We start from the raw sequence: 25,526 nt of genomic DNA on the forward strand, positions 1-25,526 counted from the left end.
ATTCGTTGGCAACCCTACACTAAGCGTGGCGGCCTGTCTCCAGGATAAACGCGCAATTGGCAAGGTATTGCTTTTATTTGCTTATCTACTGAGCCAGCGGCTGAACAAAGCGGGGATTAGGTTGTCGGATTGCCTGAAATACCATTAAAATAGATCGGATCGATTTAAGCACACAAAGGGGGAAGTGCTTAGTTACTATGAAACATAATCTACAAGTGATGAAAATGCGTTGGTTAGGCGCAGCGGTGCTGTTAACCCTGTACTCCTCATCGGGTTGGGCCTTTAACATCGATGACGTAGCAAAACAGGCGCAGTCATTAGCCGCAAAAGGCTATGAAGCCCCAAAAAGCAACCTGCCCTCTGTCTTCCGCGATATGAAATACGCGGACTATCAGCAGATTCAGTTCAATCACGATAAAGCGTACTGGAACAACGTTAAGACCCCATTCAAGCTTGAATTCTATCATCAGGGTATGTACTTCGACCTGCCGGTGACCGTCAATGAAGTGACGTCGACAGCGGTGCATAAGATCAAGTACAGCCCGGACTATTTTAACTTTGGCAATGTCCAGCATGACAAAGACACGGTCAAAGATTTAGGTTTCGCTGGCTTTAAAGTTCTCTATCCCATCAACAGCAAAGACAAGAACGATGAAATTGTCAGCATGCTGGGAGCGAGCTATTTCCGCGTGATTGGTGCCGGACAGGTGTACGGCCTCTCCGCCCGTGGCTTAGCCATTGATACCGCGCTGCCGTCTGGCGAAGAGTTCCCACACTTCCGCGAATTCTGGGTTGAACGTCCGAAACCAACCGACAAACGTCTGACCATCTATGCGCTGCTGGATTCGCCGCGCGCGACCGGAGCCTACCGGTTTGTGGTCATTCCGGGTCGTGACACCGTGGTGGACGTGCAGTCCAAAGTCTACCTGCGCGACAAAGTGGGCAAGCTGGGCGTAGCGCCGCTGACCAGTATGTTCCTGTTTGGCCCTAATCAGCCCTCTCCGGCAACCAACTTCCGTCCGGAGCTGCATGACTCTAACGGACTCTCTATTCATGCCGGCAACGGAGAGTGGATCTGGCGTCCGCTGAACAATCCGAAACACCTGGCCGTCAGCAGCTATGCGATGGAGAACCCGCAGGGCTTTGGCCTGCTGCAACGTGGCCGCGAGTTTAGCCGCTTTGAAGACCTCGACGATCGCTACGATCTGCGTCCGAGCGCCTGGGTCACGCCAAAAGGGGAGTGGGGTAAAGGTAAAATTGAACTGGTCGAGATCCCGACTAACGACGAGACTAACGACAACATCGTTGCCTACTGGACGCCGGATCAGCTGCCGGAAGCCGGTAAAGAGATGAACTTCAAGTACACCATCACCTTTAGCCGCGACGAAGATAAGCTGCATGCGCCGGATAACGCCTGGGTTATGCAGACGCGCCGCTCAACCGGCGATGTTAAACAGTCCAACCTGATCCGCCAGCCGGACGGCACGCTGGCGTTTATCGTCGACTTCACCGGTGACGAGATGAAAAAACTGCCGCAGGACACCCCGGTCACTGCCCAGGTTAGCATCGGTGATAATGGCGAAATCGTTGGAAATGATGTGCGCTATAACCCGGTCACTCAGGGATGGCGTTTAACCTTGCGCGTTAAGGTTAAAGACCAGAAAAAGACGACCGATATGCGTGCTGCGCTGGTGAATGCCGAGCAGCCGCTGAGTGAAACCTGGAGCTACCAGCTACCTGCCAATGAATAAGACAACTGAGTATATCGACGCGCTGTCGCTTTCCACTGACGGGAAAGCGGCGCTGCCGACAACGGATCTGCGCGCCGTGCACGAAGCGCTGGATGCTGAGCATCGCCGCTATGAGCGGGACGATGACAGCCCGCTAGGTTCAGTGCAGGCGCGCCTTGAACACACCTGGCCGGATTCGCTGGCGGAAGGCCAGCTAATTAAGGACGATGAGGGACGTACCCAGCTGAAGGCGATGCCCGAGGCGAAACGCTCCTCCATGTTCCCCGATCCGTGGCGTACCAACCCGATTGGCCGCTTCTGGGATCGTCTTCGTGGTCGCGACGTGCCGCCGCGCTATCTGTCGCGTCTGACGAAAGAGCAGCAGGCCAGCGAGCAGAAGTGGCGTACGGTGGGCTCTATCCGCCGTTACATTCTGCTGCTGCTGACCATCGCCCAGACGGTCGTGGCGACCTGGTATATGAAAACCATTCTCCCCTATCAGGGCTGGGCGCTCATTGCTCCAGAAGATATGATGGGCCAGGATCTGCTTGTCTCCTTTATGCAGCTTCTGCCCTATGTACTGCAAACCGGGATCCTGATCCTTTTTGCTGTACTCTTCTGCTGGGTATCGGCCGGGTTCTGGACGGCGCTGATGGGCTTCCTCCAGCTACTGATCGGGCGTGATAAATACAGTATTTCAGCCTCAACGGTGGGGGATGAGCCGCTCAACCCGCAGCACCGAACCGCGCTGATCATGCCGATCTGTAACGAGGATGTTGACCGCGTGTTCGCCGGCCTGCGTGCGACCTGGGAGTCGGTAAAGGCGACGGGCAATGCCGAGCATTTCGACGTCTATATCCTTAGCGATAGCTACAATCCCGATATCTGCGTAGCAGAGCAAAAGGCATGGATGGAGCTGATTGCCGAGGTGCAGGGCGAAGGGCAGATCTTCTATCGCCGCCGCCGCCGCCGCGTGAAGCGTAAAAGCGGTAACATCGATGACTTCTGCCGCCGCTGGGGCAGCCAGTATAGCTACATGGTGGTGCTGGACGCGGACTCCGTGATGACCGGCGACTGCCTGTGCGGCCTGGTACGTCTGATGGAGGCTAACCCGAACGCGGGTATTATCCAGTCTTCGCCGCGCGCGTCCGGTATGGATACCCTTTACGCACGTTGCCAGCAGTTTGCTACCCGCGTTTACGGGCCGCTGTTTACCGCCGGTCTGCACTTCTGGCAGCTTGGGGAGTCGCACTACTGGGGGCATAACGCCATTATCCGTGTGCAGCCGTTTATCGAGCACTGTGCGCTGGCGCCGCTGCCGGGCGAAGGCTCATTTGCTGGCTCTATCCTCTCCCACGACTTCGTGGAAGCGGCCCTGATGCGCCGTGCCGGTTGGGGGGTGTGGATCGCCTACGATCTGCCGGGCTCTTACGAGGAGCTGCCGCCGAACCTGCTGGATGAGCTGAAACGCGACCGCCGCTGGTGTCACGGTAACCTGATGAACTTCCGCTTGTTCCTGGTGAAAGGGATGCACCCGGTGCACCGCGCCGTGTTCCTGACCGGGGTCATGTCCTACCTCTCTGCGCCGCTGTGGTTTATGTTCCTCGCGCTCTCTACGGCGCTGCAGGTGGTTCACGCCCTGACCGAACCGCAGTACTTCCTGCAGCCGCGCCAGCTGTTCCCGGTCTGGCCGCAGTGGCGCCCGGAACTGGCGATCGCGCTTTTTGCCTCGACGATGGTGCTGCTGTTCCTGCCGAAGCTGCTGAGCATCATCCTGATCTGGTGTAAAGGGACCAAGGAGTACGGCGGATTCCTGCGCGTAACGGCGTCGCTGCTGCTGGAGGTGCTCTTCTCCGTGCTGCTGGCCCCGGTGCGTATGCTGTTCCATACGGTATTCGTGGTCAGCGCCTTCCTCGGTTGGGAAGTGGTCTGGAACTCGCCACAGCGTGACGATGACTCTACCCCGTGGGGCGAGGCGTTTATGCGCCACGGCTCGCAGATGCTGCTCGGCCTGGTCTGGGCAATCGGTATGGCATGGCTGGATCTGCGCTTCCTGTTCTGGCTGGCACCGATCGTGGTCTCGCTGATCCTCTCGCCGTTCGTGTCGGTGATTTCGAGCCGGGCGACGGTAGGCCTGCGCACCAAACGCTGGAAGCTGTTCCTGATCCCGGAAGAGTACTCCCCGCCGCAGGTGCTGGTGGATACCGACAGGTACCTGACGCTGAACCGTGCGCGGTCGCTGGAAAATGGCTTTATGCACGCGGTATTTAACCCGTCGTATAACGCCCTGGCCACGGCAATGGCGACGGCACGCCACCGGGCAAGTCAGGTGCTGGAGATTGCCCGCGATCGCCATGTTGAACAGGCGCTGAACGAGACGCCGGACAAGCTTACCCGCGACCGCCGTCTGGTACTGCTCAGCGATCCGGTGACAATGTCACGTTTGCACTATCGGGTTTGGTCTTCGCCGGAGCGCTACTCCTCATGGATTAGCGAATACGACGCGCTGAAGCGTAACTAAGCCCGGCGGCGCTGCGCTTGCACGGGCCTACAGAGTAAGTAGGCCGGGTAAGCGTAGCGCCACCCGGCAAATCAATACCGGCCTCGCAGCCGGTATTTTTTTATGAGGAGAAGTATGCGAGTAATCACTGTGGTGATAATGGCGATGCTGCTTAGCGGGTGCGGCAGCATTATCAGTCGTACTATTGCGGGGCAGGGTCATGGAAACCAGTACTACCCCGGCGTACAGTGGGACGTGCGCGACTCAAAGTGGCGCTACCTCACCGTGCTGGATCTCCCGTTCTCGCTGGTCTTTGATACGCTTCTGCTGCCTATTGATGCGCATCACGGCCCCTACGAGTAATTAACGCTCGTCCCACTCGTCCGCTGCGGTACGACCCTCTTCGGTATCCAGCGGCGGCTGAAGCTGATATTCACCTTCATCCCACTCGTGGAGAGTATTCTCCTCCAGCCACTCCTGACGCAGCTCGATCTCATCAAAGTCACCGTCGAAAACGCTCTGCGCGGCTTCGCCGGTCAGCAAAGGCAGACACTCCCCGTCCTCGCCCTCATCGGCAAAAAATTCCACCTGCCACATGATCTCGCCATCCTGTAGCACATACTTCTGCATATTAAACTGCTGAATATTGGCGCTCTCTTCGTCCAGCTCCGGACTATTGGCCAAAAACTCTTCACGAGCAGCATCAATGGCTTCTTCCAGCGTGGCGTACATGGTCATTGGTTTCTCCCTGTGAAATTGACATGTTGTTCAGGGAAAGAATAGTTGAATCTGAGATTTTACAAGGATGATTGCGGAAAATAATTCACAGGCAGGCGCGGTGATCCGTAGGCCGGATAGGGCGTTAGCCACCATCCGGCGTTACGCAACGCAATAATCAATAGCGGGAGGGCACGCCTTCGGGGCGGGTTTTGAAGCGGCGGTGGAGCCACATGTACTGCTCAGGCGCCATGAGAATGCACTTCTCGACAATCTTGTTCATCCAGGCGGCGGTGGTTTCAGCATCGTCCAGCGGCGGCGACAGCTCGGGATCCAGCATCACCAGCTCGTAGCCTTTACCGTCCGGCTTGCGGCGCGGGACAAAGGGAACCAGCGCTGCACCGGAGAGACGCGAGAGCATCCAGGTCCCTGACGTGGTGGCGGCCTGATCGACGGCGAACAGCGGCACGAAGACGCTGGCGCGCGGGCCGTAGTCGTGATCCGGCGCATACCAGACAACTTCACCGCTCTTCAGCGCCTTCACCATCCCTTTCAGATCCTTGCGATCGAGCATGGTTTTATTGGATCGCAGGCGGCCCCAGGTTTGCAGCCAGTCAATCACCGGGTTATCGTTGGGACGGTAAACGCCAATGCCCGGCGACTGCATGCCAAACATGCGCGCTCCTAGCTCCAGCGTCAAAAAGTGAACACCAATCAGTAAGATACCGCGCTTTTGCCGTTGCAGCTCATAAACAGGCTCAAAGTTAATGACCTCCATCCAGCGAGCGACGCGTTTGTTTGACCAGAACCACGCCATGCCGGTCTCCAGCAGACCCATGCCGGTAGACTCAAAGTTTTTTACTACCAGCGCGTGGCGCTCGTCAGGGGGCATATCAGGAAAGCACAGCTCAAGGTTGCGCGTGGCGACGTGCACACGGCGTTTCATAAAACGCATTGCCAGCCGCCCTAAACCACAGCCCAGACGGTAGAGAATCGGATAGGGGAGCTGAACAATAAGCCATAAAAAACCAATGCCGAACCACGTCAGCCAGTAGCGGGGGTGCAGCAACGCTGCTGAAAATTGCGGTAAATGCGTTGTCTCTTTCCTGTTTTCCAACACCTGTTCTCCTTATGATCGTTACGGTGTGCAATGTAACGTAAACGCCAGGGATGTAAATTAACAGTATTTGCTTTATGATGCTGCCCGATTTTAATTCATCATTCACCGATTGCAGGAAACGTACACCATGCCAGTGTTACACAACCGCATTTCGAATGAGAAGCTGAAGGCGCGCATGCTCGCTGAAACCGAGCCGCGCATCACTGTCTCATTCTATCAATACTTTACCATTGTCGATCCGCAGGCCACCCGTGATGAGCTGTACAAGGCGTTAACCGCCCTGAACGTATTCGGCCGCGTCTATCTGGCCCATGAGGGCATCAACGCCCAGATCAGCGTCCCGGAGAGCCAGTTCGATGCGCTGCGTGCCTGCCTCTACGCCTTTGATCCGGCGCTGGACGGCCTGCGCCTGAACGTCGCTCTGGACGACGACGGTAAATCGTTCTGGGTGCTGCGCATGAAAGTACGCGACCGCATCGTAGCGGACGGTATCGACGATCCTACCTTTGATGCCAGCAACGTTGGTGAGTATCTGAAGGCTGCCGAAGTCAACGCCATGCTCGACGATCCCGATGCGATCTTTATCGATATGCGTAACCACTATGAGTATGAGGTGGGGCATTTCGAGCGGGCGCTGGAGATCCCGGCGGATACCTTCCGCGAGCAGCTGCCGAAGGCGGTCGACATGATGCAGGAGCATAAGGATAAAAAAATCGTTATGTACTGCACCGGCGGCATCCGTTGTGAGAAGGCCAGCGCGTGGATGAAGCACAACGGCTTCAATAAGGTCTGGCATATCGAAGGCGGCATCATTGAGTATGCACGCCGGGCGCGGGAGCAGGGTCTGCCGGTGCGCTTCATCGGTAAAAACTTTGTTTTTGACGAGCGGATGGGAGAGCGCATCTCTGAGGATGTCATTGCCCACTGCCATCAGTGCGGGACGCCTTGCGACAGCCATACCAACTGCCTGAACGACGGCTGCCATCTGCTGTTCATTCAGTGTCCGTCATGCGCGGAGAAGTTCAAGGGCTGCTGTAGCGAGCTGTGTCAGACGGAGCGCGAGCTGCCGGAAGAGGAGCAGCGTCGCCGTCGGGCGGGACGTGAGAACGGAAATAAGATCTTCAATAAATCCCGCGGTCGCCTGAATACCAAATTAGGCATTCCGGATCCCGAGTAAGAGTGCAACCCTGCCGGGGGCGATCCCGGCAGGGTGTCCGCGAGGCGGCGCTATTTCTGGCGCACGCCCTCGACGGAGATGATCAGATCCACTTCCTGCGATGCCGGACCCAGATCGGTATTGATATTGAAGTCCTTCAGCTTGATTTTACCTTCCGCTTCAAAGCCAGCGCGTACGCCGCCCCAGGGATCGTCACCCTGACCAATCAGCTTCGCCTCAAGGGTAACCGGCTTAGTGACGCCATTAAGGGTCAGGTTCCCGGTGATATCCAGCTCGTCGCCATCTTTCTTAACCCCGGTCGAGGCGAAGGTCGCCTGCGGGAATTTCGCTACGTTAAGGAAGTCCGCGCTGCGCAGGTGTTTATCGCGCTCGGCATGGTTAGTATCGACGCTGTTGGTATTGATGGTAACGTTGACCTTATCCGCAGCAGGATCCTGCTCATCAAAGGTAAATGTGCCGTCGAAGTCTTTAAAGGTGCCGTAGAGCCAGCTGTAGCCAAGATGCTGAATACGGAAGTTAACGAAGGCATGCTGGCCCTCTTTATCAATTTTATAGTCAGCGGCCACGGCGGAACCGGTGGTGAACAGCAGCGCGCCAAAGGTTAATGCCAGCAGGTTTTTCTTCATCTTATGCTCCAGAGTCAGGAGACGATTTACCCAGCATACGTTTGAGGGTGTCGTCTTTATCAATAAAATGGTGTTTCAGGGCGGCCAGGGCGTGCACAACGGAGAGAATGACCACGCTCCATGCCAGCCACAGATGTAGGGAGCCTGCGAGATCGGCCTGGGCGCCCGCATCGGCCAGCGTCGCCGGGATCTCAAACAGGCCAAATACGCTGATGGGTTTACCGTCCGCGGTGGAAATCAGATAGCCGCTGATCACAATAGCGAACAGCAGCGCATAGAGGATGATATGTGCGCCAATGGCCGCGACATGGGTCAGCCGGGAGTAAGAGGTCAGCGCCTTGGGCGGCGGCGAGAGATGACGCCAGAGCAGGCGGATCACCAGCGCCATCATCAGCAACACGCCGATGCTTTTATGCAGCTCGGGGGCCTGATGATACCAGCCATCATAATAGCTCAGCGTGACCATCCACAGGCCTAGGGCAAACATGCCATAAACCACAATGGCAACCAGCCAGTGTAACGCGATAGAGACCGCGCCATAGCGGCGAGCAGAATTACGCAGTTGCATAAAGTTAACCGTGTTCAAATAAAGTTAACTTAAAATGGCCTGCAAAAAATATTAATGCAACTTAAAAATAACAAAAAGAGCAGCTATTTTATTTTATTCATTTTTTTTGATTTTATTTGACATATAATTGTCAATGATTTCGTTTTTCATTGCCCTTAAACGCCACTTTGCTGATGTTGCACGCTAAATGGCATCTTGACTCTCATTCAAAAAAACTGCGCTAAAATTAGAGTTTGTTAAAGTAATGTCAGCTTTTGTCAATATTACTTAATCGGCATAGAGTATATAAATAAGGTCTATTAACGCCAGCAACGTCCAGAAGGCAATATAGATCATCAAATGTTCACGAACATTTTCCGTCAACCAGGTAATTAGCCGGCGCATTATATCTCCAGGGACAATTAAGCGTTAACAGGCCCGCAAGGGGCCTTTTGCTTATCTTGCCATGAAACGTCGTAGCGAAAACGGGGTTAAATCAAACGTTGAGGGTTTACCCGCCGCAAAGTCAGCAGCAATTTCACCCAGAACCGAAGCAAACTTAAACCCGTGTCCGCTCAGACCGGTGACAACCAGCGTGCTGGCGCTCTCTGGCAGGGTATCGATGATAAAGTCCTCGTCCGGCGAGTTATCATAGGTGCAGGCAGCGCCATACAGGCAGCCGCCAATACCCGGAAGGCACTGACGCAGGAAGGGGAAGCACTCGGAGCCGTCGGTCGCCACGCGGCCAAAGGGCAGGCGCTCATCTTCGCTGCTGATAGGTTGTCCGCCGTTATGCCTGCCAATCTTAAGCGCATCGTCTTCTGCCGGGAAACCGTAGTACTGATCACCGTTGGCCAGCTCGCCGGTAAAGGCCGGGAAAGTGTTTTTACGGCTGTAGCGGCCATCGGCCTGATACCAGGCAAACACCTTGCGTACCGGCTGAATGGGCAGGGAAGGTAGCAGCTGCTTCACCCACGTCCCGGCGCTGACCAGCAGCTTCGTCCCCTGATACTCACCGTCGGCTGTTTCTACGGTCACGCCGTCATCATGGTGATGGATAGCCGTTACCGGACAGTTAAACAGCTGCGCGCAGCCAGCTTCCCGGGCAAGACGGATCCAGGTTTTTATCGCCAGCTCGCTCTTCAGCACGCCGGAGTTGGCCTCAAACAGGGCGATATAGTCATCAGGCACGCGAAATTCAGGCCAGCGCGCCATCAACGCGGCGGCATCAAGCTGCTCAACGTTAAGGTTGAACTGCTGCGCGCTTTGCGCAACGTTACGCAGAAAGTCAGAGTCGGCAGGACCGATATTAACAACGCCGCTGCGAATAAAGACCTCTTCGCCGCTCTCCGCTGCCAGCTGCTCCCACAGGGCCTGCGCCCGAAGCACCAGCGGGACATACTTCTCGCCTTCGCCATAGGCGTGGCGGATTAGCCGCGTATCGCCATGATGGCTGCCCTGCTGGTGGGGCGGCATATGGGCATCAGTCATCAGCACCTTTAGCCCTGCGCGGGTAGCATAATAGCCCGCTGCCGCGCCGACTGAACCGCTGCCGATTATAATGAGATCGTATTTCATAAGGCTCTCCTGACAAAAACTGTGCTCAGGAGAGTAATTAACCCGCCGACGTTATACAAGTTACAAATAAATAAGGCACCCTATGGGTGCCTTTCGGTTGAAAAATGAGCATTCATTAATGCCGCCTGTACTCGTTTTCCTGGTAGTCGCCAGATTCAATCTTGGCAATGCCGGCTTCTAAAATCGATATAAATTGACGAGCAACGTCGGTCGTTAACCACAGAGTCTGTCCGACCTCAGTGTCGTCACGGTCGGCGTGATTTGGGGTCTGGTAGTGCAGGCGCAGCATCAGCGCATCGTAACTGTCTACGGTGCTGATGTCCCACCCTACGAGCGGATGGGTTTGAATGACTTCATTATTTTTTACCATTTTAACCCCCTAAATGCGTGTTTAAAGACAACGACTCTTGAGGTTCAATGCGTGTTTATTGAAGCAACTTAAGTATATCAATAATTAAGGAGATTGTACTAATAAAAAAACAGGGGTCAGTTTTTCTGAAATTTCTTAGAATTTTTTGAACAAGAAAAGCTCAAATTACGGCTTATTTATTACGGGGATAAGCGGCACCATCAGAATAATGCCTAAAAGCGAAAAAAAGCCGGGGCGACCCGGCAAAAGCACAATAGGGTAACAACCATTAATCTTGTGTAAACCAGTCGTCAGCGCTCTCCCAGGTTTGCTGGAGGATCTCGCTAACGCGTTCTTTATCCCCTTTGCCACCGCCGAGAACCGACAGATTGTTGGCGGCTGCATAGCGGACAGTCACTTTGCCTTCGGTATCGGGATAGTCGCTCTGCAGACGGCGGGAGAGTTCGCTTGCCAGCGCGTCAATGGCGCCCGGCGGTAAAGGTGTTGTTTTAGCGATGGTCACTTCGATGCGCATGATTGCCCCCTGGATGATGCACTGTGTTTTTATACAGTATAGGCGAAGAACTTACAACAGGGGGCAGACTATTTTTTAGCGACGGATCCGCCAGTTAACCTGCTCACCTGCCAGGAAAGGGATCAGGGTGTCATCACTCAGAGCGATGCTTTCCGGCACCTGCTCCTCATCGCGTACCAGCTCCACATAGCCTTCGTTGACCGGCAGGCCATAGAAGCGCGGGCCGTTAAGCGAGCAGAAGGCTTCAAAGTGCGCCAGGGCGTTCATCTCTTCGAAGACGGTGGCATAGCTGGCTAGCGCCGTTGGCGCGTTGAAGCAGCCTGCGCAGCCGCAGCTGGTCTCTTTACGCAGGCGCGCATGCGGGGCGGAGTCGGTGCCAAGGAAAGCACGCTCGAAGCCGCTGGCGACCAGCTCGCGCAGCGCCTGCTGATGGACGTTACGCTTGAGGATCGGCAGGCAGTAGAGATGTGGGCGCACGCCGCCCACCAGCATATGGTTACGGTTGAACATCAGATGCTGCGGAGTGATGGTGGCCGCCAGCAGCTCGTTGCCCTCGCGCACGTAGTCGGCCGCATCTTTGGTGGTGATGTGCTCAAACACCACCTTCAGCGCTGGCAGGCGCTGACGCAGCGGCTCCATTACTGTCTCGATAAAACGTGCCTCGCGATCGAAAATATCGATCTCGGCGTGGGTGACTTCGCCATGTACCAGCAACGGCATACCCAGCGTCTGCATCCGTTCCAGCACAGGCATAATAGCGTCAATGCTGGTCACCCCGTGGCTGGAGTTAGTCGTAGCATTGGCGGGATAGAGCTTGGCAGCAGTAAAGACCCCTTCGCGAAAGCCGCGCTCGACCTCGTTGGGATCCAGCGAGTCGGTGAGGTAGCAGGTCATCAGCGGGGTAAAGTCGTGGCCTGCCGGGACGGCATCAAGGATGCGCTGGCGGTAGGCAAGAGCGGCATCAACGGTGGTCACCGGCGGTGCCAGGTTCGGCATTACGATAGCGCGGCCATAGGTTTCACTGGTGTAGGGCACGACAGTCTTCAACATATCGCCGTCGCGCAGATGTACGTGCCAGTCGTCAGGGCGGCGAATTTTTAAAACCTGGGGTTGTGCTGTCATGATAGTGCTCCGGCTAAAGTAAAGTCAGTGATGGCTGGTTTTATGCCGGGCACTAAGCATAGGCGTAAACGTTTTCGTTTGCACCTCTTTCCTGATTGCAGGGCAAAAAATGCTGACGGCCGCCCAATCAGTTAACGAACGGAATAACGATCTCGCCCGCTTTGATCTCCAGCCCTTTAGCATACTTTTTCGCCAGCGCTTCGCCTTTGCTGCTGTCCTCGCTCAGAACATACGCGGGTTGCTGGTTAAAGTAGTTCTGCAGGGTCTGGTTCAGATAGGGGAGCAGGGTTTGCACGACCGGCTGCATCTTCTGCGGCATCACCGAGGCGTCTACCACCTCCATCTGCTGAAGAAAAATCGCGCCTTTCTCTTTATTAAAGACCGGCAGCGCCTTGAGCTTCAGCTTGACGGTGGCTTGCTGGCTACCAAACAGCGAGTTCAGATCGAGCCCGGCATCCCCGGAGAGCGTCACTTTGTTAGGCTCTTCACGGCCAATGGCGCTGACCAGGTTATTTAGCACGATATGCGCATCCGCTACCCCCGGCAGGCCAATATCGCGGGAGAAGTTATTGTGTTTTTGCAGCGCCTGGTTGATCTCCTGCTCACTCACAGTGTATTGGGTGAGCTGGTTGCAGCCTGCCAGCAGCCCGCCTGCGATAAGGGCTGCGGCAAATAAAATCTTCTTCATGGGATCCCTCAATAGCTGTCCATAGATGCCATCGTGACATAAAGCAGTCTGGCGTGCCAGCGGGAGGCGTAACAGCAGAAAAGGCTGAAAGCGGTGGCGGAAACCTGCGCTTCCGCCGAACCAGGGGCTAAATCGCGATGGAAGAGAGGAGGTTAATTTGCGTCTGCTTGGCCATATTGTCGCGATAGTCAGCGACGCGCGTTGGCCAGACAATACCGGGCACAATCGTCAGGTTACGCAGCAGCGGGAAGAGGTGGATATCATCCTCAGAGAGCTCGCCGTTCACCGCGTTGGGCTGGACGATATGCTTATCCAGATCGCGCAGGTCGTCGCTGATTTTTTTTACCAGACCCGGCGTATGGGCCAGATGCTCGCTAAAGTCGCCGATAGCCGCCTCTTTTTTCTTGGTGAAGTAAGCGCGCGCTTCCGGCGTCGCAAACTCATCAAACGGCGCTTTGGCAAAGCGTGGGATCAGCAGGCGATTGGTGTACTCGTTGACCTTGCGCAGCCATGCCTCAATGGCTGGTTTACGTGCGCCGGTCAGCAGCGGTTCGCCATCGAGCTGGTCAACGTATTTCACAATGTCCAGACTCTCAGCCATGTAGCGGCTGTCATCTTTTTGCAGGATCGGCGCCATCTTCTGACCGATCATGCGGGTAGGCGTGGCCTCATCATCATTGAGCAATACGTTGAGTTCAACTGGCAGATTCTTCAGGCCGAAGATCATACGGGCTTTCAGGCAGTACGGGCAGTGGTCGTAAATATAGAGCTTCACGTTTCCCCTCCAGGTGATGGTTGTCCGTAACCACCAGTATGGAAGAGAAAAAAGCGCCTTTCAAATCAGGCCTCCGGCTCGAGTATCCCCGTCTGGGTATGGCGGGGGCTAAACTGCCACCAGAGCGCAAAGAGAGTGATGAGGCCAATAGCTGACAGCATCACCCACGGCAGTTCGGGCTGGCTGAAGGCTTTTCCGGCGTCAAACAGCCAGCCGCCCCCGGCATAGCCAAGGAAACCGCCGAAGGCGAGACCCAGGCGGCTAAAGCCCATATAGCTGCCCCGCGCCCTGGCGTCCGCCAACTCGGCGCTCAGGGTTTCGCGCGCCGGTTCGGCAATAATCGAGCCGATATAGAACGTGCAAATTAATGTAAAGAGCTGCTGCAGCGAGCTGACAAGGCCAATCGGCAGCAGGCTGAAGGTCATAAACAGCAGGCCAGCCATCAGACGCTGCTCCAGGCGGAAGCGCTTTTCGCTCCAGCGGGCGAGGGGGTAGAGCAGCGTCAGCGACAGGCTCGCCTCAATGGCATACATCCACTTCACCGCCGCCGGCGAGCCAGCGATGTCGTTAACCATGATCGGCAGCATCAGCATCACCTGCACGGCCAGCATGTAGTAGCCGGTTAAGGTGAGTACGTAGGTCACGAAGCGTTTGTCACGCATCACCCGGCTGAGTCCCTCCCGCACCGGCGTTTTCACCGTCGAGAGCTTCCAGGCCGGCAGCAGCCAGGCGTTGAAGGCGGCGCAGAGCACAAAGATCACCGCCCCGGTGGCGCACACCAGGCGGAAATCATACTGCAACAGCCAGCTGCCGAGCAGGGCGCCGATGACTGCCCCGGCGCTGTCCTGCATCATCAGCAATGAGAAGAAACGTCCGCGCAGGTGCGGGCGGATCAGCTTGACCACCAGCGCCGAGCGCGGCGGATCGAACAGGGTGCCGCCGAGGCCCGAGAGGATGCATGAGCTCCAGAGCAGCCACGGCTCCTGCGCCACGGCCATCGTGGCGAACCCAGCGGCCCGCATCAGCATACCGGTGACGATCATCGGTTTGGCGCCGAAGCGGTCGGCGATAGCACCCCCGAAGATCCCCAGCCCCTGCTGGATAAGCTGGCGCAGGCCAAGGGCAATGCCCACCATCAGGGCCGCCCAGCCGAGCTGGTCAACAAAGCGAATGGAGATAAGCGGGAAGACAACAAAAAAACCCAGCACAACCAGCATATTATCGATGAGCAGGAAATATTTACCCAGGCGCCTGGCCTGCGATACGCGGGACATCTCCCCTCCTGGGAATGTCAAAATAGTTACCCTGCTATTTTGCGTGGTTGCTGGCCGTTTTCCCACCGCTGCGGCGACGATATTTTTTTATCAAAGCAACGCTTTGATTGATGCTCTTTATCGTAATAGTGGCCTGGCGCAGGTATAGTTATCCGCAGGGGTAACAAGTCGTATTGACAGGAGTGGTGATGAATGTTCGGCTATCGTAACAACGTTCCAAAAGCGCGCTTGACGACGGACCGGCTGGTGGTGCGTTTAGTGCATGAGCGCGATGCATGGCGTCTGGCAGACTACTACGCAGAAAACCGCCAGTTTTTAAAACCCTGGGAGCCAATACGCGATGAGAGCCACTGCTATCCTTCCGGCTGGCAGGCGCGTCTCAGCATGATTAACGAATTTCATAAGCAGGGAAGCGCCTTCTACTTTGCGCTGTTCGATCCCGACGAAAAAGAGATCATGGGCGTCGCCAACTTCTCCAACGTGGTGCGCGGCTCGTTTCACGCCTGCTATCTGGGCTACTCTATCGGACAGAAGTGGCAGGGGCAGGGGCTGATGTTTGAGGCGCTGACCGCCGCCATCCGCTATATGCAGCGCACCCAGCATATCCACCGCATTATGGCCAACTACATGCCGCACAACCAGCGCAGCGGCGGCCTGCTGGCGCGGCTGGGCTTTGAAAAAGAGGGCTATGCCAAAGCCTATCTGCTGATCGACGGCGAGTGGCGCGATCATGTGCTGACGGCGCTGACCACCCAGGAGTGGACCGCAGGCCGCAATTAAGGAAAGAAGAAAATGAAAATCCTGTTAAGCCCCGCCGAAGCGCGGATTATTGGCTGCCTGCTGGAGAAGCAGGTGACGACGCCGGAGCAGTATCCTCTCTCTTTGAACGCAGTGGTCAGCGCCTGCAATCAGAAAACCAACCGTGAACCCGTTATGTCGCTGGGCGACGCCGAGGTGCAGGATCTCCTCGACGCGCTGGTTAAGCGCCACTATCTGCGCAACGTAAGCGGCTTCGGCAACCGCGTGACAAAATACGAGCAGCGCTTTTGTAACTCCGAGTTTGGCAACCTCAAGCTCAGCAGCGGCGAGACGGCGCTTGTCACTACGCTGCTGCTTCGCGGTGCGCAGACGCCGGGCGAGCTACGCATGCGGGCGGCGAGAATGCATGAGTTTGCCGACGTGCCGGAGGTCGAAAAGACCTTAGACACGCTGGCGGCGCGGGAGGATGGGCCCTTTGTGGTTCGCCTGCCGCGCGAGCCGGGCAAGCGTGAAAGCCGCTACATGCATCTGTTTAGCGGCGAGGCGGCTCCGGAGGCTACCCCCGCAGAGCACGGCGACGCACAGCCAGACGATCTCGCGGCGCGGGTAACGGTGCTGGAGAGCGAGGTCGCCGAACTGAAGCAGCGTCTCGATTCGCTGCTGGCAAACCTGGGAGATTAACCATGACACAGTTACGCATAGGCGTAGTGGGGCTGGGCGGCATTGCCCAGAAGGCCTGGCTGCCGGTGCTGGGAGCCGCTACCGACTGGACGCTACAGGCTGCCTGGTCGCCGTCGCGGGAAAAAGCGTTAGGCATTTGCCAGCGCTGGCGGGTGCCCTACGCAGGATCGCTGCCGGAGCTGGCCGCCCAGTGCGATGCGGTGTTTGTCCACACCTCCACGGCCTCGCACTACGCGGTAGTGAGCGAGCTTTTAAACGCGGGGGTACACGTCTGCGTCGATAAGCCGCTGGCGGAGAATCTTGCCGATGCCGAGCGGCTGGTGGCGCTGGCCGCGCGTAAAAAACTGATCCTGATGGTAGGCTTCAACCGTCGCTTCGCGCCGCTCTATCGCGATCTGAAAATCCGGCTCGCCAATGGGGCATCGCTGCGCATGGATAAGCACCGTAGCGACAGCGTTGGGCCGCACGATCTGCGCTTCACGCTGCTGGATGACTACCTCCACGTGGTGGACACCGCCCTGTGGCTGGCGGGGGGCGAAGGCCAGTTTAACGGCGGCACGCTGATCGCTAACGACGACGGGGCGATGATCTACGCCGAGCACCACTTTAGCCACGACGCGCTACAGATCACCACCAGCATGCACCGCCGGGCTGGCAGCCAGCGCGAGTGGGTGCAGGCAGTGACCGACGGTGGCCTGTATGACGTCACCGACATGCGCGAGTGGCGGGAAGAGCAGGGCAGCGGCATTACGCTGCGGCCGATCCCCGGCTGGCAAAGTACCCTTGAGCAGCGCGGCTTCGTAGGCTGCGCCCAGCACTTTATCACCTGCGTGAAAAATCAGACTGCGCCTGAAACCTCCGGGGAGCAGGCGGTGCTGGCCCAGCGCATCATCGACAGGCTCTGGCGCGAGGCGATGGCCGAATAATTCGCTGTAACATCTGGATGTAGTATTTCATGGCAATCCAGGTAGACTAAGCGCTTCTTCTAACGCCTGCTATGCAGGCGTTTTGCCGCAGGGTTCGGATTAATACAGTAATGAATTTATTAAAATCGCTGGCTGCGGTCAGCTCGATGACTCTCTTCTCCCGCGTGCTGGGTTTTGCCCGCGACGCCATCGTGGCGCGGGTGTTTGGCGCAGGGATGGCAACCGATGCGTTCTTCGTGGCGTTCAAGCTCCCCAACCTGCTGCGCCGCATCTTTGCAGAGGGCGCATTTTCCCAGGCGTTTGTTCCCATTCTGGCCGAGTACAAAAGCAAAGAGGGCGAGGATGCCACCCGCGTTTTTGTCGCCTACGTCTCAGGACTGCTGACCCTGGTGCTGGCGATTGTCACCATCGCCGGGATGCTGGCCGCCCCTTGGGTCATTATGGTTACCGCGCCGGGCTTTGCTGATACCGCCGACAAGTTTGCGCTCACCACCCAGCTACTGAAGATCACCTTTCCCTATATTCTGCTGATTTCGCTGGCCTCGCTGGTAGGGGCGATCCTTAACACCTGGAACCGTTTCTCGGTACCGGCCTTCGCACCTACCTTCTTAAACATCAGCATGATTGGCTTTGCGATCTTTGCCGCACCGCTGTTTCACCCGCCGGTGCTGGCGCTGGCCTGGGCGGTCACCGTCGGCGGCGTATTGCAGCTTTTCTACCAGCTGCCGCACCTCAAAAAGATCGGCATGCTGGTGCTGCCGCGCATCAGCCTGCGCGATGCGGGAGCGATCCGCGTCGTTAAGCAGATGGGCCCGGCTATTCTTGGGGTTTCGGTCAGCCAGATCTCGCTGATCATCAACACCATTTTTGCCTCGTTTCTGGTCTCCGGTTCGGTGTCGTGGATGTACTATGCCGACCGCCTGATGGAGTTCCCCTCCGGCGTGCTGGGCGTGGCGCTGGGTACCATTCTGCTGCCGTCGCTCTCCCGCAGCTTCGCCAGCGGCAACCATGACGAATACTGTCGCCTGATGGACTGGGGCCTGCGCCTCTGCTTCCTGCTGGCGCTGCCGAGCGCCGTGGCGCTGGGACTGCTTGCCAAACCGCTGACGGTCTCGCTGTTCCAGTACGGTAAATTCACCGCCTTTGACGCGCTGATGACCCAGCGAGCGCTGATCGCCTACTCCGTGGGGCTGATGGGACTGATTGTGGTGAAGGTATTGGCGCCAGGATTCTACTCGCGCCAGGATATTAAAACCCCGGTCAAGATCGCTATCGTCACGCTGATTATGACCCAGCTGATGAACCTGGCGTTTATCGGCCCGCTCAAACATGCCGGGCTGTCGCTCTCCATTGGCCTGGCGGCCTGCCTTAACGCCAGCCTGCTCTACTGGCAGCTGCGCAAGCAGAAGATCTTTACCCCGCAGCCGGGCTGGCAGCGTTTTCTGCTGCGTCTGGTGGTGGCGGTAATGGTGATGGCCGCAGCGCTGCTGGGCGTGCTCTCGGTGATGCCAGAGTGGTCGCAGGGAACGATGGCCTGGCGTCTGCTGCGCCTGATGGCGGTAGTCGCGGTGGGGGCAGTAGCCTACTTTGCCACGCTGGCGCTGCTGGGCTTTAAGGTGAAGGAGTTTGCTCGCCGGACGGCGTAAAGCAATAGAGGCTCGGGCAGCGGTGCCCGGGCCTGTGCAGGAAGAGGTCAGATAGAGATTTTCTTGCCGCCGCGATGAGAAACCGAGGTCTGGCCATTTGCGCCGTAAAGGGCGGGCTCCTGATGCGGTTTTAACACCTCCAGCGCCTGCCTGTTGCGCTGGATCTGATCCTCCAGCAGCCAGCCGTTGTGCTGGTTAAGCTCGCACAGATGCTGCGTTTTTTTGGTGATAGTCAGCCAGCGGCCTGCGATATCATCGTTTGCGCTCTGCTTCATATTCTGTTCGGCACGACGCTGCTGTTCAAGGTAGTCCAGCGAAGCGAGCAACGAACTCTTCTCTTCGGTAATACGCTGTAGCGCGCTGCCGTTGATCTGGCCCGCCGAAAGATGTTGTTGCTCAGCATCCATCACGCCTTTCAGCGCGTTCAGGATAACTGTCATTTGATCAAGAACTTCTGACAGTTTGCTCATACGCTCACTTACTCTGTAGGAAACTCTGCGCTTCGCTAATCAGGGCGTCGGCAATTTTGCCGGTATCCATCTTCAGCTCGCCGTTGCGGATCGCGGTTTTCAGTGCTTCAACGCGCTCCATATTAATGTCGTCACTGCCTGCCTGGGTCAGCTTGGTCTGCGCATTGCTGATGGTGACGCTGGTGCTGTTCGCCGTAGCGGATTTTTCCAGACGCGTTTTTGGAGTCTGAGTGTCGTGAGTTTCGCGCGGCTGGACAGTGCTAACCGACTTTAAAGGCGATGTACGATCAATGCTCATAGTGTTGTCCTCATCGAGGGTTCGCGGCGTTAAGGCCTGCCATCATCATATATTGCTTAATTATCGGCAAGGGCCGCAAAATCTTTAAAAAGATTACAGATTAATAAGAATATTCCCATCAGGCGCCACCGTTCCGCTCACCACCTGACCCGACGCCATGCGCACGCGGGCGTTTTGCGCCACCGAGGCGTTGTTCAGCGCCTGGCCTTCACCGTTTACGCTAAAGCCGTCGCCGCTGGCGATCACCTGTACTCGCTGTCCCGCTTTGACCCGCCACGACTGGCGCAGCATCGAGAGCTGAATCGCCTGGCCCGGCGCGAGATCGCGCAGGCTGACCGCATCCTGGGCCTGATTAATATCCAGCATGGTGCGCGGCGGGAGCCGATCCAGACGGCCACGTTTCAGGGTAACGCTGCCCGGCTCCAGCGTGCTGCCACGCGTAATCGCCTGGGCTGCGACAACATAGTTGCCGGTCGCCTCTACCGTGACCTGTAAATAGCGTTTCTCATTCGCACACTGGGCCAGCACGTTAACGTTGCCCCACAGCTTTGCGCTACCCGCGACGCTCAGCGCCGGTTGTTCACAGGCAGGCAGCAGATTGGCCGGGGTACGCACCGTAACGGCGACCTCATCGCTAAAGCCCGCCAGCCGTTGAGCAAAAAAGGTGGTCAGCTGGGCGGTGAGATCCTGCGCCGCAGCCAGTGGACTGACGAACAGCAATATTGCGCCGCATACGCTTTTCACACTGTGCATGGCTAACTCCTGCCTGGATGAGAGAGTGAGGGGATTTTACCCCTCGTGCAGATCTATCAACGCAATAAATAGCGACGCATTTTGCGTTTATTCCAACGATAAGGCGTGCCCTCTGCCCTTTAAGCTGTCATCTGTCATTTTCTCATCAGCGTAACGTCATCAGCGGGGGAGACATGCTCGATAAACTCGATGCCGCGCTACGATTTCAGCAAGAAGCATTAAACCTGCGCGCCCAGCGCCAGGAAGTTCTGGCCGCCAACATTGCTAACGCTGATACCCCGGGGTATCAGGCGCGCGATATGGATTTTGCCAGCGAACTTAAAAAAGTGATGGAGCGCGGCCGGGCCGAAACCAGCGGAGTATCGCTGGCGCTGACCTCTGCCCGCCATATTCCTGCCCAGACCATCGCCGCACCCTCTACTGAACTGCTCTATCGCATTCCCGATCAGCCATCGCTGGACGGTAACACCGTCGATATGGACCGGGAGCGTACCCAGTTTGCCGATAACAGCCTGCAATACCAGACCGGGCTGAGCGTTCTGGGTGGACAGATTAAAGGCATGATGAGCGTGCTGCAGGGGGGGAATTAATAGATGGCTTTACTGAACATTTTTGATATCGCCGGATCGGCGCTGACCGCTCAGTCACAGCGGCTGAACGTGGCGGCCAGTAACCTGGCGAACGCCGACAGCGTCACCGGTCCCGACGGCCAGCCCTACCGTGCCAAGCAGGTGGTGTTCCAGGTGAACGCGGCGCCAGGCGCGGCTACCGGCGGCGTTAAGGTCGCCAACGTCATCGAGAGCCAGGCGCCGGACAAGCTGGTCTTTGAGCCAGGCAATCCGCTTGCCGATGCCAAAGGCTACGTGCGGATGCCCAACGTGGACGTCGTTGGCGAGATGGTTAACTCCATGTCCGCCTCGCGCAGCTACCAGGCAAACGTTGAAGTACTTAACACCGTGAAGAGCATGATGCTGAAAACGCTCACGCTTGGCTCATAAAGGAGAGTCGCATGTCTATCGCTGTAAATCTCAACGACACTACCAGCACTACCGCCACATCGACAGCTACCAGCGCGACCTCCGGCAGTAGCGCAACGGATCTGCAGAGCAGCTTCCTGACGCTGCTGGTGGCACAGCTCAAAAACCAGGATCCCACCAATCCGATGGAGAACAACGAGCTGACCACCCAGCTGGCGCAGATCAATACCGTCAGCGGCATTGAGAAGCTCAACACGACGCTGGGCGCCATCTCCGGCCAGATTGACAACAGCCAGTCGCTGCAGGCGAGCACGCTGATCGGCCACGGGGTGATGATCCCGGGCACTACCGTGCTGGCGGGCAGCGAGAGCACCACCCCGTTTGGCGTTGAGCTGACCCAGGCGGCGGATAAAGTCACCGCGACCGTTACGGATAAAAATGGTCAGGTGGTACGCACCATTGATATTGGCGCGCTGAGCGCAGGCGTTCACACCTTTAGCTGGGACGGCAAGATGACCGACGGCACTGCTGCTCCGGACGGCTCGTACAGCGTATCGATCGGTGCCAGCAGCGGCTCCACCCAGCTGGTGGCCCAGCCGCTGCAGTTTGCGCTGGTGCAGGGCATTACCAAAGGCAGCACCGGTAACACCTTAGATTTGGGTACCTACGGTACCACCACCCTCGACGAAGTACGGCAGATTATATAAGCCTTAACACTTATCAGGAGTAAGTCATGGCCTTCTCACAAGCGGTCAGCGGCCTGAATGCTGCGGCCACCAACCTCGATGTCATTGGTAACAACATCGCCAACTCCGCCACCTATGGCTTTAAATCTGGCACCGCGTCCTTCGCCGATATGTTTGCCGGTTCTAAAGTCGGTCTCGGCGTGAAGGTTGCGGGTATTACCCAGGACTTCACCGACGGCACGACCACCAACACCGGTCGCGGCCTGGACGTCGCCATCAGCCAGAGCGGCTTCTTCCGCCTGGTCGACAGCAACGGCTCGGTGTTCTACAGCCGCAACGGTCAGTTCAAGCTGGACGAAAACCGCAACATCGTAAACATGCAGGGCCTGCAGCTGACCGGCTTCCCGGCCACCGGCACCCCGCCGACCATCCAGCAGGGCGCAAACCCGACGGCGATCTCCATTCCGAACACCTTGATGGCGGCGAAAACCACCGACACTGCGGCGATGCAGATCAACCTGAACTCCACCGATGCTGCGCCGACTCTGGCCTTCGATCCGACCAACGCCGACAGCTACAACAAAAAAGGCTCGGTTACCGTTTTCGATAGCCAGGGTAACTCTCACGACATGAACGTCTTCTTCGTGAAGAGCGGGACAAGCAACACCTGGAATGTCTACACCCAGGACAGCAGCGTGGCCAACAGCGCCGCGACGCTCTCTACTACCCTGGGCTTCAGCAACACCGGCGCGCTGACCTCCGGCGGCACCGCCAGCGTGACGACGGCAACGATCCCGGGCGCGACCCCGGCGACCTTTAGCCTGAGCTTCCTTAACTCCATGCAGCAGAACACCGGCGCGAACAACATCGTGGCGACCAGCCAGAACGGCTACAAGCCGGGTGACCTGGTGAGCTACCAGATCAACGACGACGGCACCGTCGTGGGTAACTACTCTAACGAGCAGACCCAGCTGCTGGGCCAGATCGTGCTGGCTAACTTCGCTAACAACGAAGGCCTGGCCTCTGAAGGCGACAACGTCTGGACGGCGACCCAGTCCTCCGGCGTGGCGCTGCTGGGCACCGCAGGCACCGGTAACTTCGGCACCCTGACCAACGGCGCGCTGGAAGCATCCAACACCGATCTGAGTAAAGAGCTGGTCAATATGATCGTCGCGCAGCGTAACTATCAGTCAAACGCGCAGACCATCAAAACCCAGGACCAGATCCTCAACACCCTGGTTAACCTGCGCTAAGCGCCTGACGGGACGGCTTCATGGATCACGCAATATATACCGCGATGGGCGCGGCCAGCCAGACGCTCAACCAGCAGGCGGTTACGGCCAGCAACCTCGCGAACGCTTCTACGCCGGGCTTCCGTGCGCAGCTCAACGCGCTGCGCGCCGTGCCGGTAGAGGGTCTGTCGCTGCCCACGCGCACGCTGGTGACCGCGTCTACTCCTGGCGCGGATATGACCCCAGGCCAGATGGATTACACCTCCCGCCCGCTGGACGTTGCCCTGCAACAGGACGGCTGGCTGGCGGTGCAAACCCCGGACGGCACCGAGGGCTATACCCGCAACGGTAACATGCAGGTGAGTCCGGCGGGTCAGCTGACCATCCAGGGCAACCCGGTAATGGGCGATGCGGGTCCGATTGCCGTGCCGGAAGGGGCGGAGATCACCATTGCGGCCGACGGCACCATCTCGGCGCTGACCCCAGGGGATCCGCCTAATACGGTGTCGCCTATTGGCAAGCTGAAGCTGGTCAAGGCGACCGGAGCCGAAGTGGTACGCGGCGATGACGGCATGTTCCGTCTCAGCCAGGCCGCCCAGGCGACCCGTGGCGCCACCCTGCAGGCCGATCCCACCATCCGCGTGATGTCGGGCGTGCTGGAGGGGAGCAACGTGAAGCCGGTTGCAGCGATGACCGATATGATCGCCAGCGCGCGTCGCTTTGAGATGCAGATGAAGGTCATCAGCAGCGTTGATGAAAATGAGCAGCGTGCTAACTCACTGCTGTCGATGAGCTAATACAGGACTATTTATGATTAACTCCTTATGGATTGCCAAGACCGGCCTCGACGCCCAGCAAACCAATATGGACGTCATCGCCAACAACCTGGCGAACGTCAGCACCAATGGTTTCAAGCGTCAGCGCGCGGTCTTTGAAGATCTGCTCTACCAGACCGTTCGCCAGCCCGGCGCCCAGTCTTCAGAGCAGACTACGCTGCCGTCAGGCCTGCAGATTGGTACCGGCGTCCGTCCGGTGGCCACCGAGCGCCTGCACAGCCAGGGTAACCTCTCCCAGACCAACAACAGCAAAGACGTGGCGATCAAAGGCCAGGGCTTCTTCCAGGTGATGCTGCCGGACGGTACCTCAGCCTATACCCGCGACGGCTCTTTCCAGGTGGATCAGAACGGCCAGCTGGTGACGGCGGGCGGCTTCCAGGTGCAGCCAGCCATTACCATTCCGGCGAACTCCCTGAGCATCACCATTGGCCGTGACGGCGTAGTGAGCGTGACCCAGCAGGGCCAGGCCGCGCCGGTACAGGTAGGACAGCTCAACCTGACCACCTTTATGAACGATACCGGTCTGGAAAGCATTGGTGAGAACCTCTACACCGAAACCCAGTCCTCCGGCGCGCCGAACGATACGACGCCCGGCCTGAACGGTGCGGGGCTGCTCTACCAGGGGTATGTAGAGACCTCTAACGTGAACGTCGCTGAAGAGCTGGTGAATATGATCCAGGTTCAGCGCGCTTACGAAATTAACAGTAAAGCCGTATCGACCACCGATCAGATGCTGCAAAAACTGACGCAACTCTAAGGCGCGCTCCGGCGCGGTAGTAATCGCCGCGCCGGGCCCCTGATTTCGAAGATGAAAGCAATGCATAAATCCGCCGCGTTTCGTTATCCGCTTATGGCTTTGGTGGCACTCACCCTTAACGGGTGTGCCTGGATCCCCTCGACGCCGCTGGTGCAGGGCGCAACCACCGCGCAGCCGACGCCAGGCCCGCAGCCCATTGTCAACGGCTCCATTTTCCAGACTGCCCAGCCGATTAACTACGGCTATCAACCGCTGTTTGAGGATCGCAGACCGCGTAACGTAGGCGATACGCTGACCATCGTGCTGCAAGAGAACGTCAGCGCCAGTAAAAGCTCCTCGGCGAACGCCAGCCGCGACGGCAAAACCAACTTCGGCGTCGATACCACGCCGCGCTACTTAGAAGGCCTGTTTGGCAACGCCCGTGCGGATGTCGATGCCTCCGGTGGCAACAGCTTTAACGGTAAGGGTGGGGCCAACGCCAGCAACACCTTCAGCGGAACGCTGACCGTCACGGTTGACCAGGTATTGGCCAACGGCAACTTACACGTCGTGGGTGAAAAACAGATCGCCATCAACCAGGGCACTGAGTTCATCCGCTTCTCCGGTGTCGTGAACCCACGCACCATCAGCGGCAGCAACTCCGTTCCGTCCACCCAGGTGGCGGACGCGCGCATCGAATATGTCGGCAACGGCTATATCAACGAAGCGCAGAATATGGGCTGGCTGCAGCGTTTCTTCCTTAACCTCTCGCCGATGTAACGGGGTGA

30 protein-coding genes are annotated in these 25,526 nt (G+C 57.6%); 15 read left to right on the plus strand and 15 right to left on the minus strand.

What is annotated here, in order from left to right:
* The first annotated feature begins 215 nt into the window (after positions 1-215).
* From mdoG to RTX96_RS08485, 3 genes are all read left to right on the plus strand, one after another.
* The gene (mdoG, locus tag RTX96_RS08475; protein ID WP_312670859.1) at positions 216-1,751 is read left to right on the plus strand and encodes a glucans biosynthesis protein MdoG; all 1,536 of its coding nucleotides are present in this window, start codon (positions 216-218) and stop codon (positions 1,749-1,751) included.
* Entirely contained in the window at positions 1,744-4,251 is a 2,508-nt protein-coding gene (mdoH, locus tag RTX96_RS08480) for a glucans biosynthesis glucosyltransferase MdoH (protein ID WP_312269330.1), read from the plus strand. Before mdoG ends, mdoH begins: the two co-directional genes overlap by 8 nt.
* Positions 4,252-4,365: 114 nt before the next feature.
* A complete protein-coding gene (locus tag RTX96_RS08485; RefSeq protein WP_312670721.1) occupies positions 4,366-4,593 on the plus strand; it encodes a YceK/YidQ family lipoprotein in 228 nt (75 codons plus the stop codon).
* Here the strand turns inward: RTX96_RS08485 and RTX96_RS08490 are convergent, their stop codons facing one another.
* Together RTX96_RS08490 and RTX96_RS08495 are read right to left on the minus strand one after the other, a co-directional pair.
* Positions 4,594-4,968, minus strand: a complete 375-nt coding sequence (locus RTX96_RS08490) for a MysB family protein (RefSeq protein ID WP_042392686.1) — start codon at positions 4,966-4,968, stop codon at positions 4,594-4,596.
* A 157-nt stretch (positions 4,969-5,125) separates the two neighbouring features.
* Complete coding sequence (locus tag RTX96_RS08495; protein ID WP_103819485.1) at positions 5,126-6,064, minus strand: Kdo(2)-lipid IV(A) acyltransferase; 939 nt, start codon at positions 6,062-6,064, stop codon at positions 5,126-5,128.
* Positions 6,065-6,194: 130 nt separating this feature from the next.
* Here RTX96_RS08495 and RTX96_RS08500 point away from each other — a divergent pair, with 130 nt between their 5' ends.
* Complete coding sequence (locus RTX96_RS08500; protein WP_312670722.1) at positions 6,195-7,244, plus strand: rhodanese-related sulfurtransferase; 1,050 nt, start codon at positions 6,195-6,197, stop codon at positions 7,242-7,244.
* A gap of 50 nt (positions 7,245-7,294) precedes the next feature.
* Here the strand turns inward: RTX96_RS08500 and RTX96_RS08505 are convergent, their stop codons facing one another.
* From RTX96_RS08505 to mdtH, 10 genes are all read right to left on the minus strand, one after another.
* Positions 7,295-7,870, minus strand: coding sequence for a YceI family protein (locus RTX96_RS08505; RefSeq protein ID WP_103819483.1), 576 nt, complete (start codon positions 7,868-7,870; stop codon positions 7,295-7,297).
* A 1-nt stretch (position 7,871) separates the two neighbouring features.
* A complete protein-coding gene (locus RTX96_RS08510) occupies positions 7,872-8,438 on the minus strand; it encodes a cytochrome b (protein WP_312269328.1) in 567 nt (188 codons plus the stop codon).
* A gap of 267 nt (positions 8,439-8,705) precedes the next feature.
* Positions 8,706-8,822, minus strand: coding sequence for a YceO family protein (locus tag RTX96_RS08515; protein WP_103821251.1), 117 nt, complete (start codon positions 8,820-8,822; stop codon positions 8,706-8,708).
* A gap of 51 nt (positions 8,823-8,873) precedes the next feature.
* Entirely contained in the window at positions 8,874-9,995 is a 1,122-nt protein-coding gene (gene solA / locus RTX96_RS08520; protein WP_103821250.1) for an N-methyl-L-tryptophan oxidase, read from the minus strand.
* A 115-nt stretch (positions 9,996-10,110) separates the two neighbouring features.
* A complete protein-coding gene (bssS, locus tag RTX96_RS08525) occupies positions 10,111-10,365 on the minus strand; it encodes a biofilm formation regulator BssS (protein ID WP_103821249.1) in 255 nt (84 codons plus the stop codon).
* Between the two features lie 268 nt (positions 10,366-10,633).
* The gene (gene dinI, locus RTX96_RS08530; RefSeq protein WP_103821248.1) at positions 10,634-10,879 is read right to left on the minus strand and encodes a DNA damage-inducible protein I; all 246 of its coding nucleotides are present in this window, start codon (positions 10,877-10,879) and stop codon (positions 10,634-10,636) included.
* Between the two features lie 75 nt (positions 10,880-10,954).
* Entirely contained in the window at positions 10,955-12,001 is a 1,047-nt protein-coding gene (pyrC, locus tag RTX96_RS08535; RefSeq protein WP_103821247.1) for a dihydroorotase, read from the minus strand.
* Positions 12,002-12,128: 127 nt separating this feature from the next.
* Positions 12,129-12,689 carry a lipoprotein gene (locus RTX96_RS08540; RefSeq protein WP_312269327.1) on the minus strand — a complete coding sequence of 187 codons (561 nt, stop codon included), beginning with the start codon at positions 12,687-12,689 and terminating at the stop codon, positions 12,129-12,131.
* A gap of 127 nt (positions 12,690-12,816) precedes the next feature.
* A complete protein-coding gene (gene grxB, locus RTX96_RS08545) occupies positions 12,817-13,464 on the minus strand; it encodes a glutaredoxin 2 (RefSeq protein WP_042392704.1) in 648 nt (215 codons plus the stop codon).
* Between the two features lie 65 nt (positions 13,465-13,529).
* Positions 13,530-14,738: a multidrug efflux MFS transporter MdtH gene (gene mdtH / locus RTX96_RS08550; protein ID WP_312670723.1), complete on the minus strand. Its 1,209-nt coding sequence runs from the start codon at positions 14,736-14,738 to the stop codon at positions 13,530-13,532.
* Between the two features lie 192 nt (positions 14,739-14,930).
* Between mdtH and rimJ the strand changes: the two genes are divergently transcribed.
* From rimJ to murJ, 4 genes are all read left to right on the plus strand, one after another.
* Positions 14,931-15,518 carry a ribosomal protein S5-alanine N-acetyltransferase gene (gene rimJ, locus RTX96_RS08555; RefSeq protein ID WP_103821243.1) on the plus strand — a complete coding sequence of 196 codons (588 nt, stop codon included), beginning with the start codon at positions 14,931-14,933 and terminating at the stop codon, positions 15,516-15,518.
* Between the two features lie 12 nt (positions 15,519-15,530).
* Positions 15,531-16,178 carry a YceH family protein gene (locus tag RTX96_RS08560; protein WP_312670724.1) on the plus strand — a complete coding sequence of 216 codons (648 nt, stop codon included), beginning with the start codon at positions 15,531-15,533 and terminating at the stop codon, positions 16,176-16,178.
* A 2-nt stretch (positions 16,179-16,180) separates the two neighbouring features.
* Entirely contained in the window at positions 16,181-17,104 is a 924-nt protein-coding gene (locus RTX96_RS08565) for a Gfo/Idh/MocA family oxidoreductase (RefSeq protein ID WP_312670725.1), read from the plus strand.
* Positions 17,105-17,214: 110 nt separating this feature from the next.
* Entirely contained in the window at positions 17,215-18,750 is a 1,536-nt protein-coding gene (murJ, locus tag RTX96_RS08570) for a murein biosynthesis integral membrane protein MurJ (protein ID WP_312670726.1), read from the plus strand.
* A gap of 47 nt (positions 18,751-18,797) precedes the next feature.
* On the opposite strand, the gene flgN is transcribed toward murJ, so the two are convergent.
* The 3 genes from flgN to flgA all read right to left on the minus strand — a co-directional run bounded on the left by flgN (position 18,798) and on the right by flgA (position 20,271).
* Positions 18,798-19,220, minus strand: a complete 423-nt coding sequence (gene flgN, locus RTX96_RS08575) for a flagella biosynthesis chaperone FlgN (RefSeq protein WP_312670727.1) — start codon at positions 19,218-19,220, stop codon at positions 18,798-18,800.
* Between the two features lie 4 nt (positions 19,221-19,224).
* The gene (gene flgM, locus RTX96_RS08580) at positions 19,225-19,518 is read right to left on the minus strand and encodes a flagellar biosynthesis anti-sigma factor FlgM (RefSeq protein WP_103821238.1); all 294 of its coding nucleotides are present in this window, start codon (positions 19,516-19,518) and stop codon (positions 19,225-19,227) included.
* A gap of 93 nt (positions 19,519-19,611) precedes the next feature.
* On the minus strand, positions 19,612-20,271 hold the full coding sequence (gene flgA, locus RTX96_RS08585; RefSeq protein WP_103821237.1) for a flagellar basal body P-ring formation chaperone FlgA: 660 nt from the start codon (positions 20,269-20,271) through the stop codon (positions 19,612-19,614).
* A 173-nt stretch (positions 20,272-20,444) separates the two neighbouring features.
* Between flgA and flgB the strand changes: the two genes are divergently transcribed.
* Genes flgB through flgH form a run of 7 tightly spaced genes read left to right on the plus strand, consistent with a single transcriptional unit; the run spans position 20,445 to position 25,518 of the window.
* A complete protein-coding gene (gene flgB, locus RTX96_RS08590) occupies positions 20,445-20,861 on the plus strand; it encodes a flagellar basal body rod protein FlgB (protein ID WP_103821236.1) in 417 nt (138 codons plus the stop codon).
* Positions 20,862-20,864: 3 nt separating this feature from the next.
* Entirely contained in the window at positions 20,865-21,269 is a 405-nt protein-coding gene (flgC, locus tag RTX96_RS08595) for a flagellar basal body rod protein FlgC (protein WP_103821235.1), read from the plus strand.
* An 11-nt stretch (positions 21,270-21,280) separates the two neighbouring features.
* Positions 21,281-21,955: a flagellar hook assembly protein FlgD gene (flgD, locus tag RTX96_RS08600; RefSeq protein WP_103821234.1), complete on the plus strand. Its 675-nt coding sequence runs from the start codon at positions 21,281-21,283 to the stop codon at positions 21,953-21,955.
* A 26-nt stretch (positions 21,956-21,981) separates the two neighbouring features.
* Positions 21,982-23,187, plus strand: a complete 1,206-nt coding sequence (gene flgE, locus RTX96_RS08605) for a flagellar hook protein FlgE (protein WP_312670728.1) — start codon at positions 21,982-21,984, stop codon at positions 23,185-23,187.
* A gap of 20 nt (positions 23,188-23,207) precedes the next feature.
* A complete protein-coding gene (locus RTX96_RS08610) occupies positions 23,208-23,963 on the plus strand; it encodes a flagellar basal body rod protein FlgF (RefSeq protein WP_103821232.1) in 756 nt (251 codons plus the stop codon).
* A gap of 13 nt (positions 23,964-23,976) precedes the next feature.
* Positions 23,977-24,759 carry a flagellar basal-body rod protein FlgG gene (flgG, locus tag RTX96_RS08615; protein ID WP_268108376.1) on the plus strand — a complete coding sequence of 261 codons (783 nt, stop codon included), beginning with the start codon at positions 23,977-23,979 and terminating at the stop codon, positions 24,757-24,759.
* Between the two features lie 60 nt (positions 24,760-24,819).
* On the plus strand, positions 24,820-25,518 hold the full coding sequence (gene flgH, locus RTX96_RS08620; RefSeq protein WP_103821230.1) for a flagellar basal body L-ring protein FlgH: 699 nt from the start codon (positions 24,820-24,822) through the stop codon (positions 25,516-25,518).
* The last annotated feature ends 8 nt before the right edge of the window (positions 25,519-25,526 follow it).

The organism is Pseudescherichia sp. (assembly GCF_032052675.1).
Taxonomy (GTDB): Bacteria; Pseudomonadota; Gammaproteobacteria; order Enterobacterales; family Enterobacteriaceae; genus Pseudescherichia.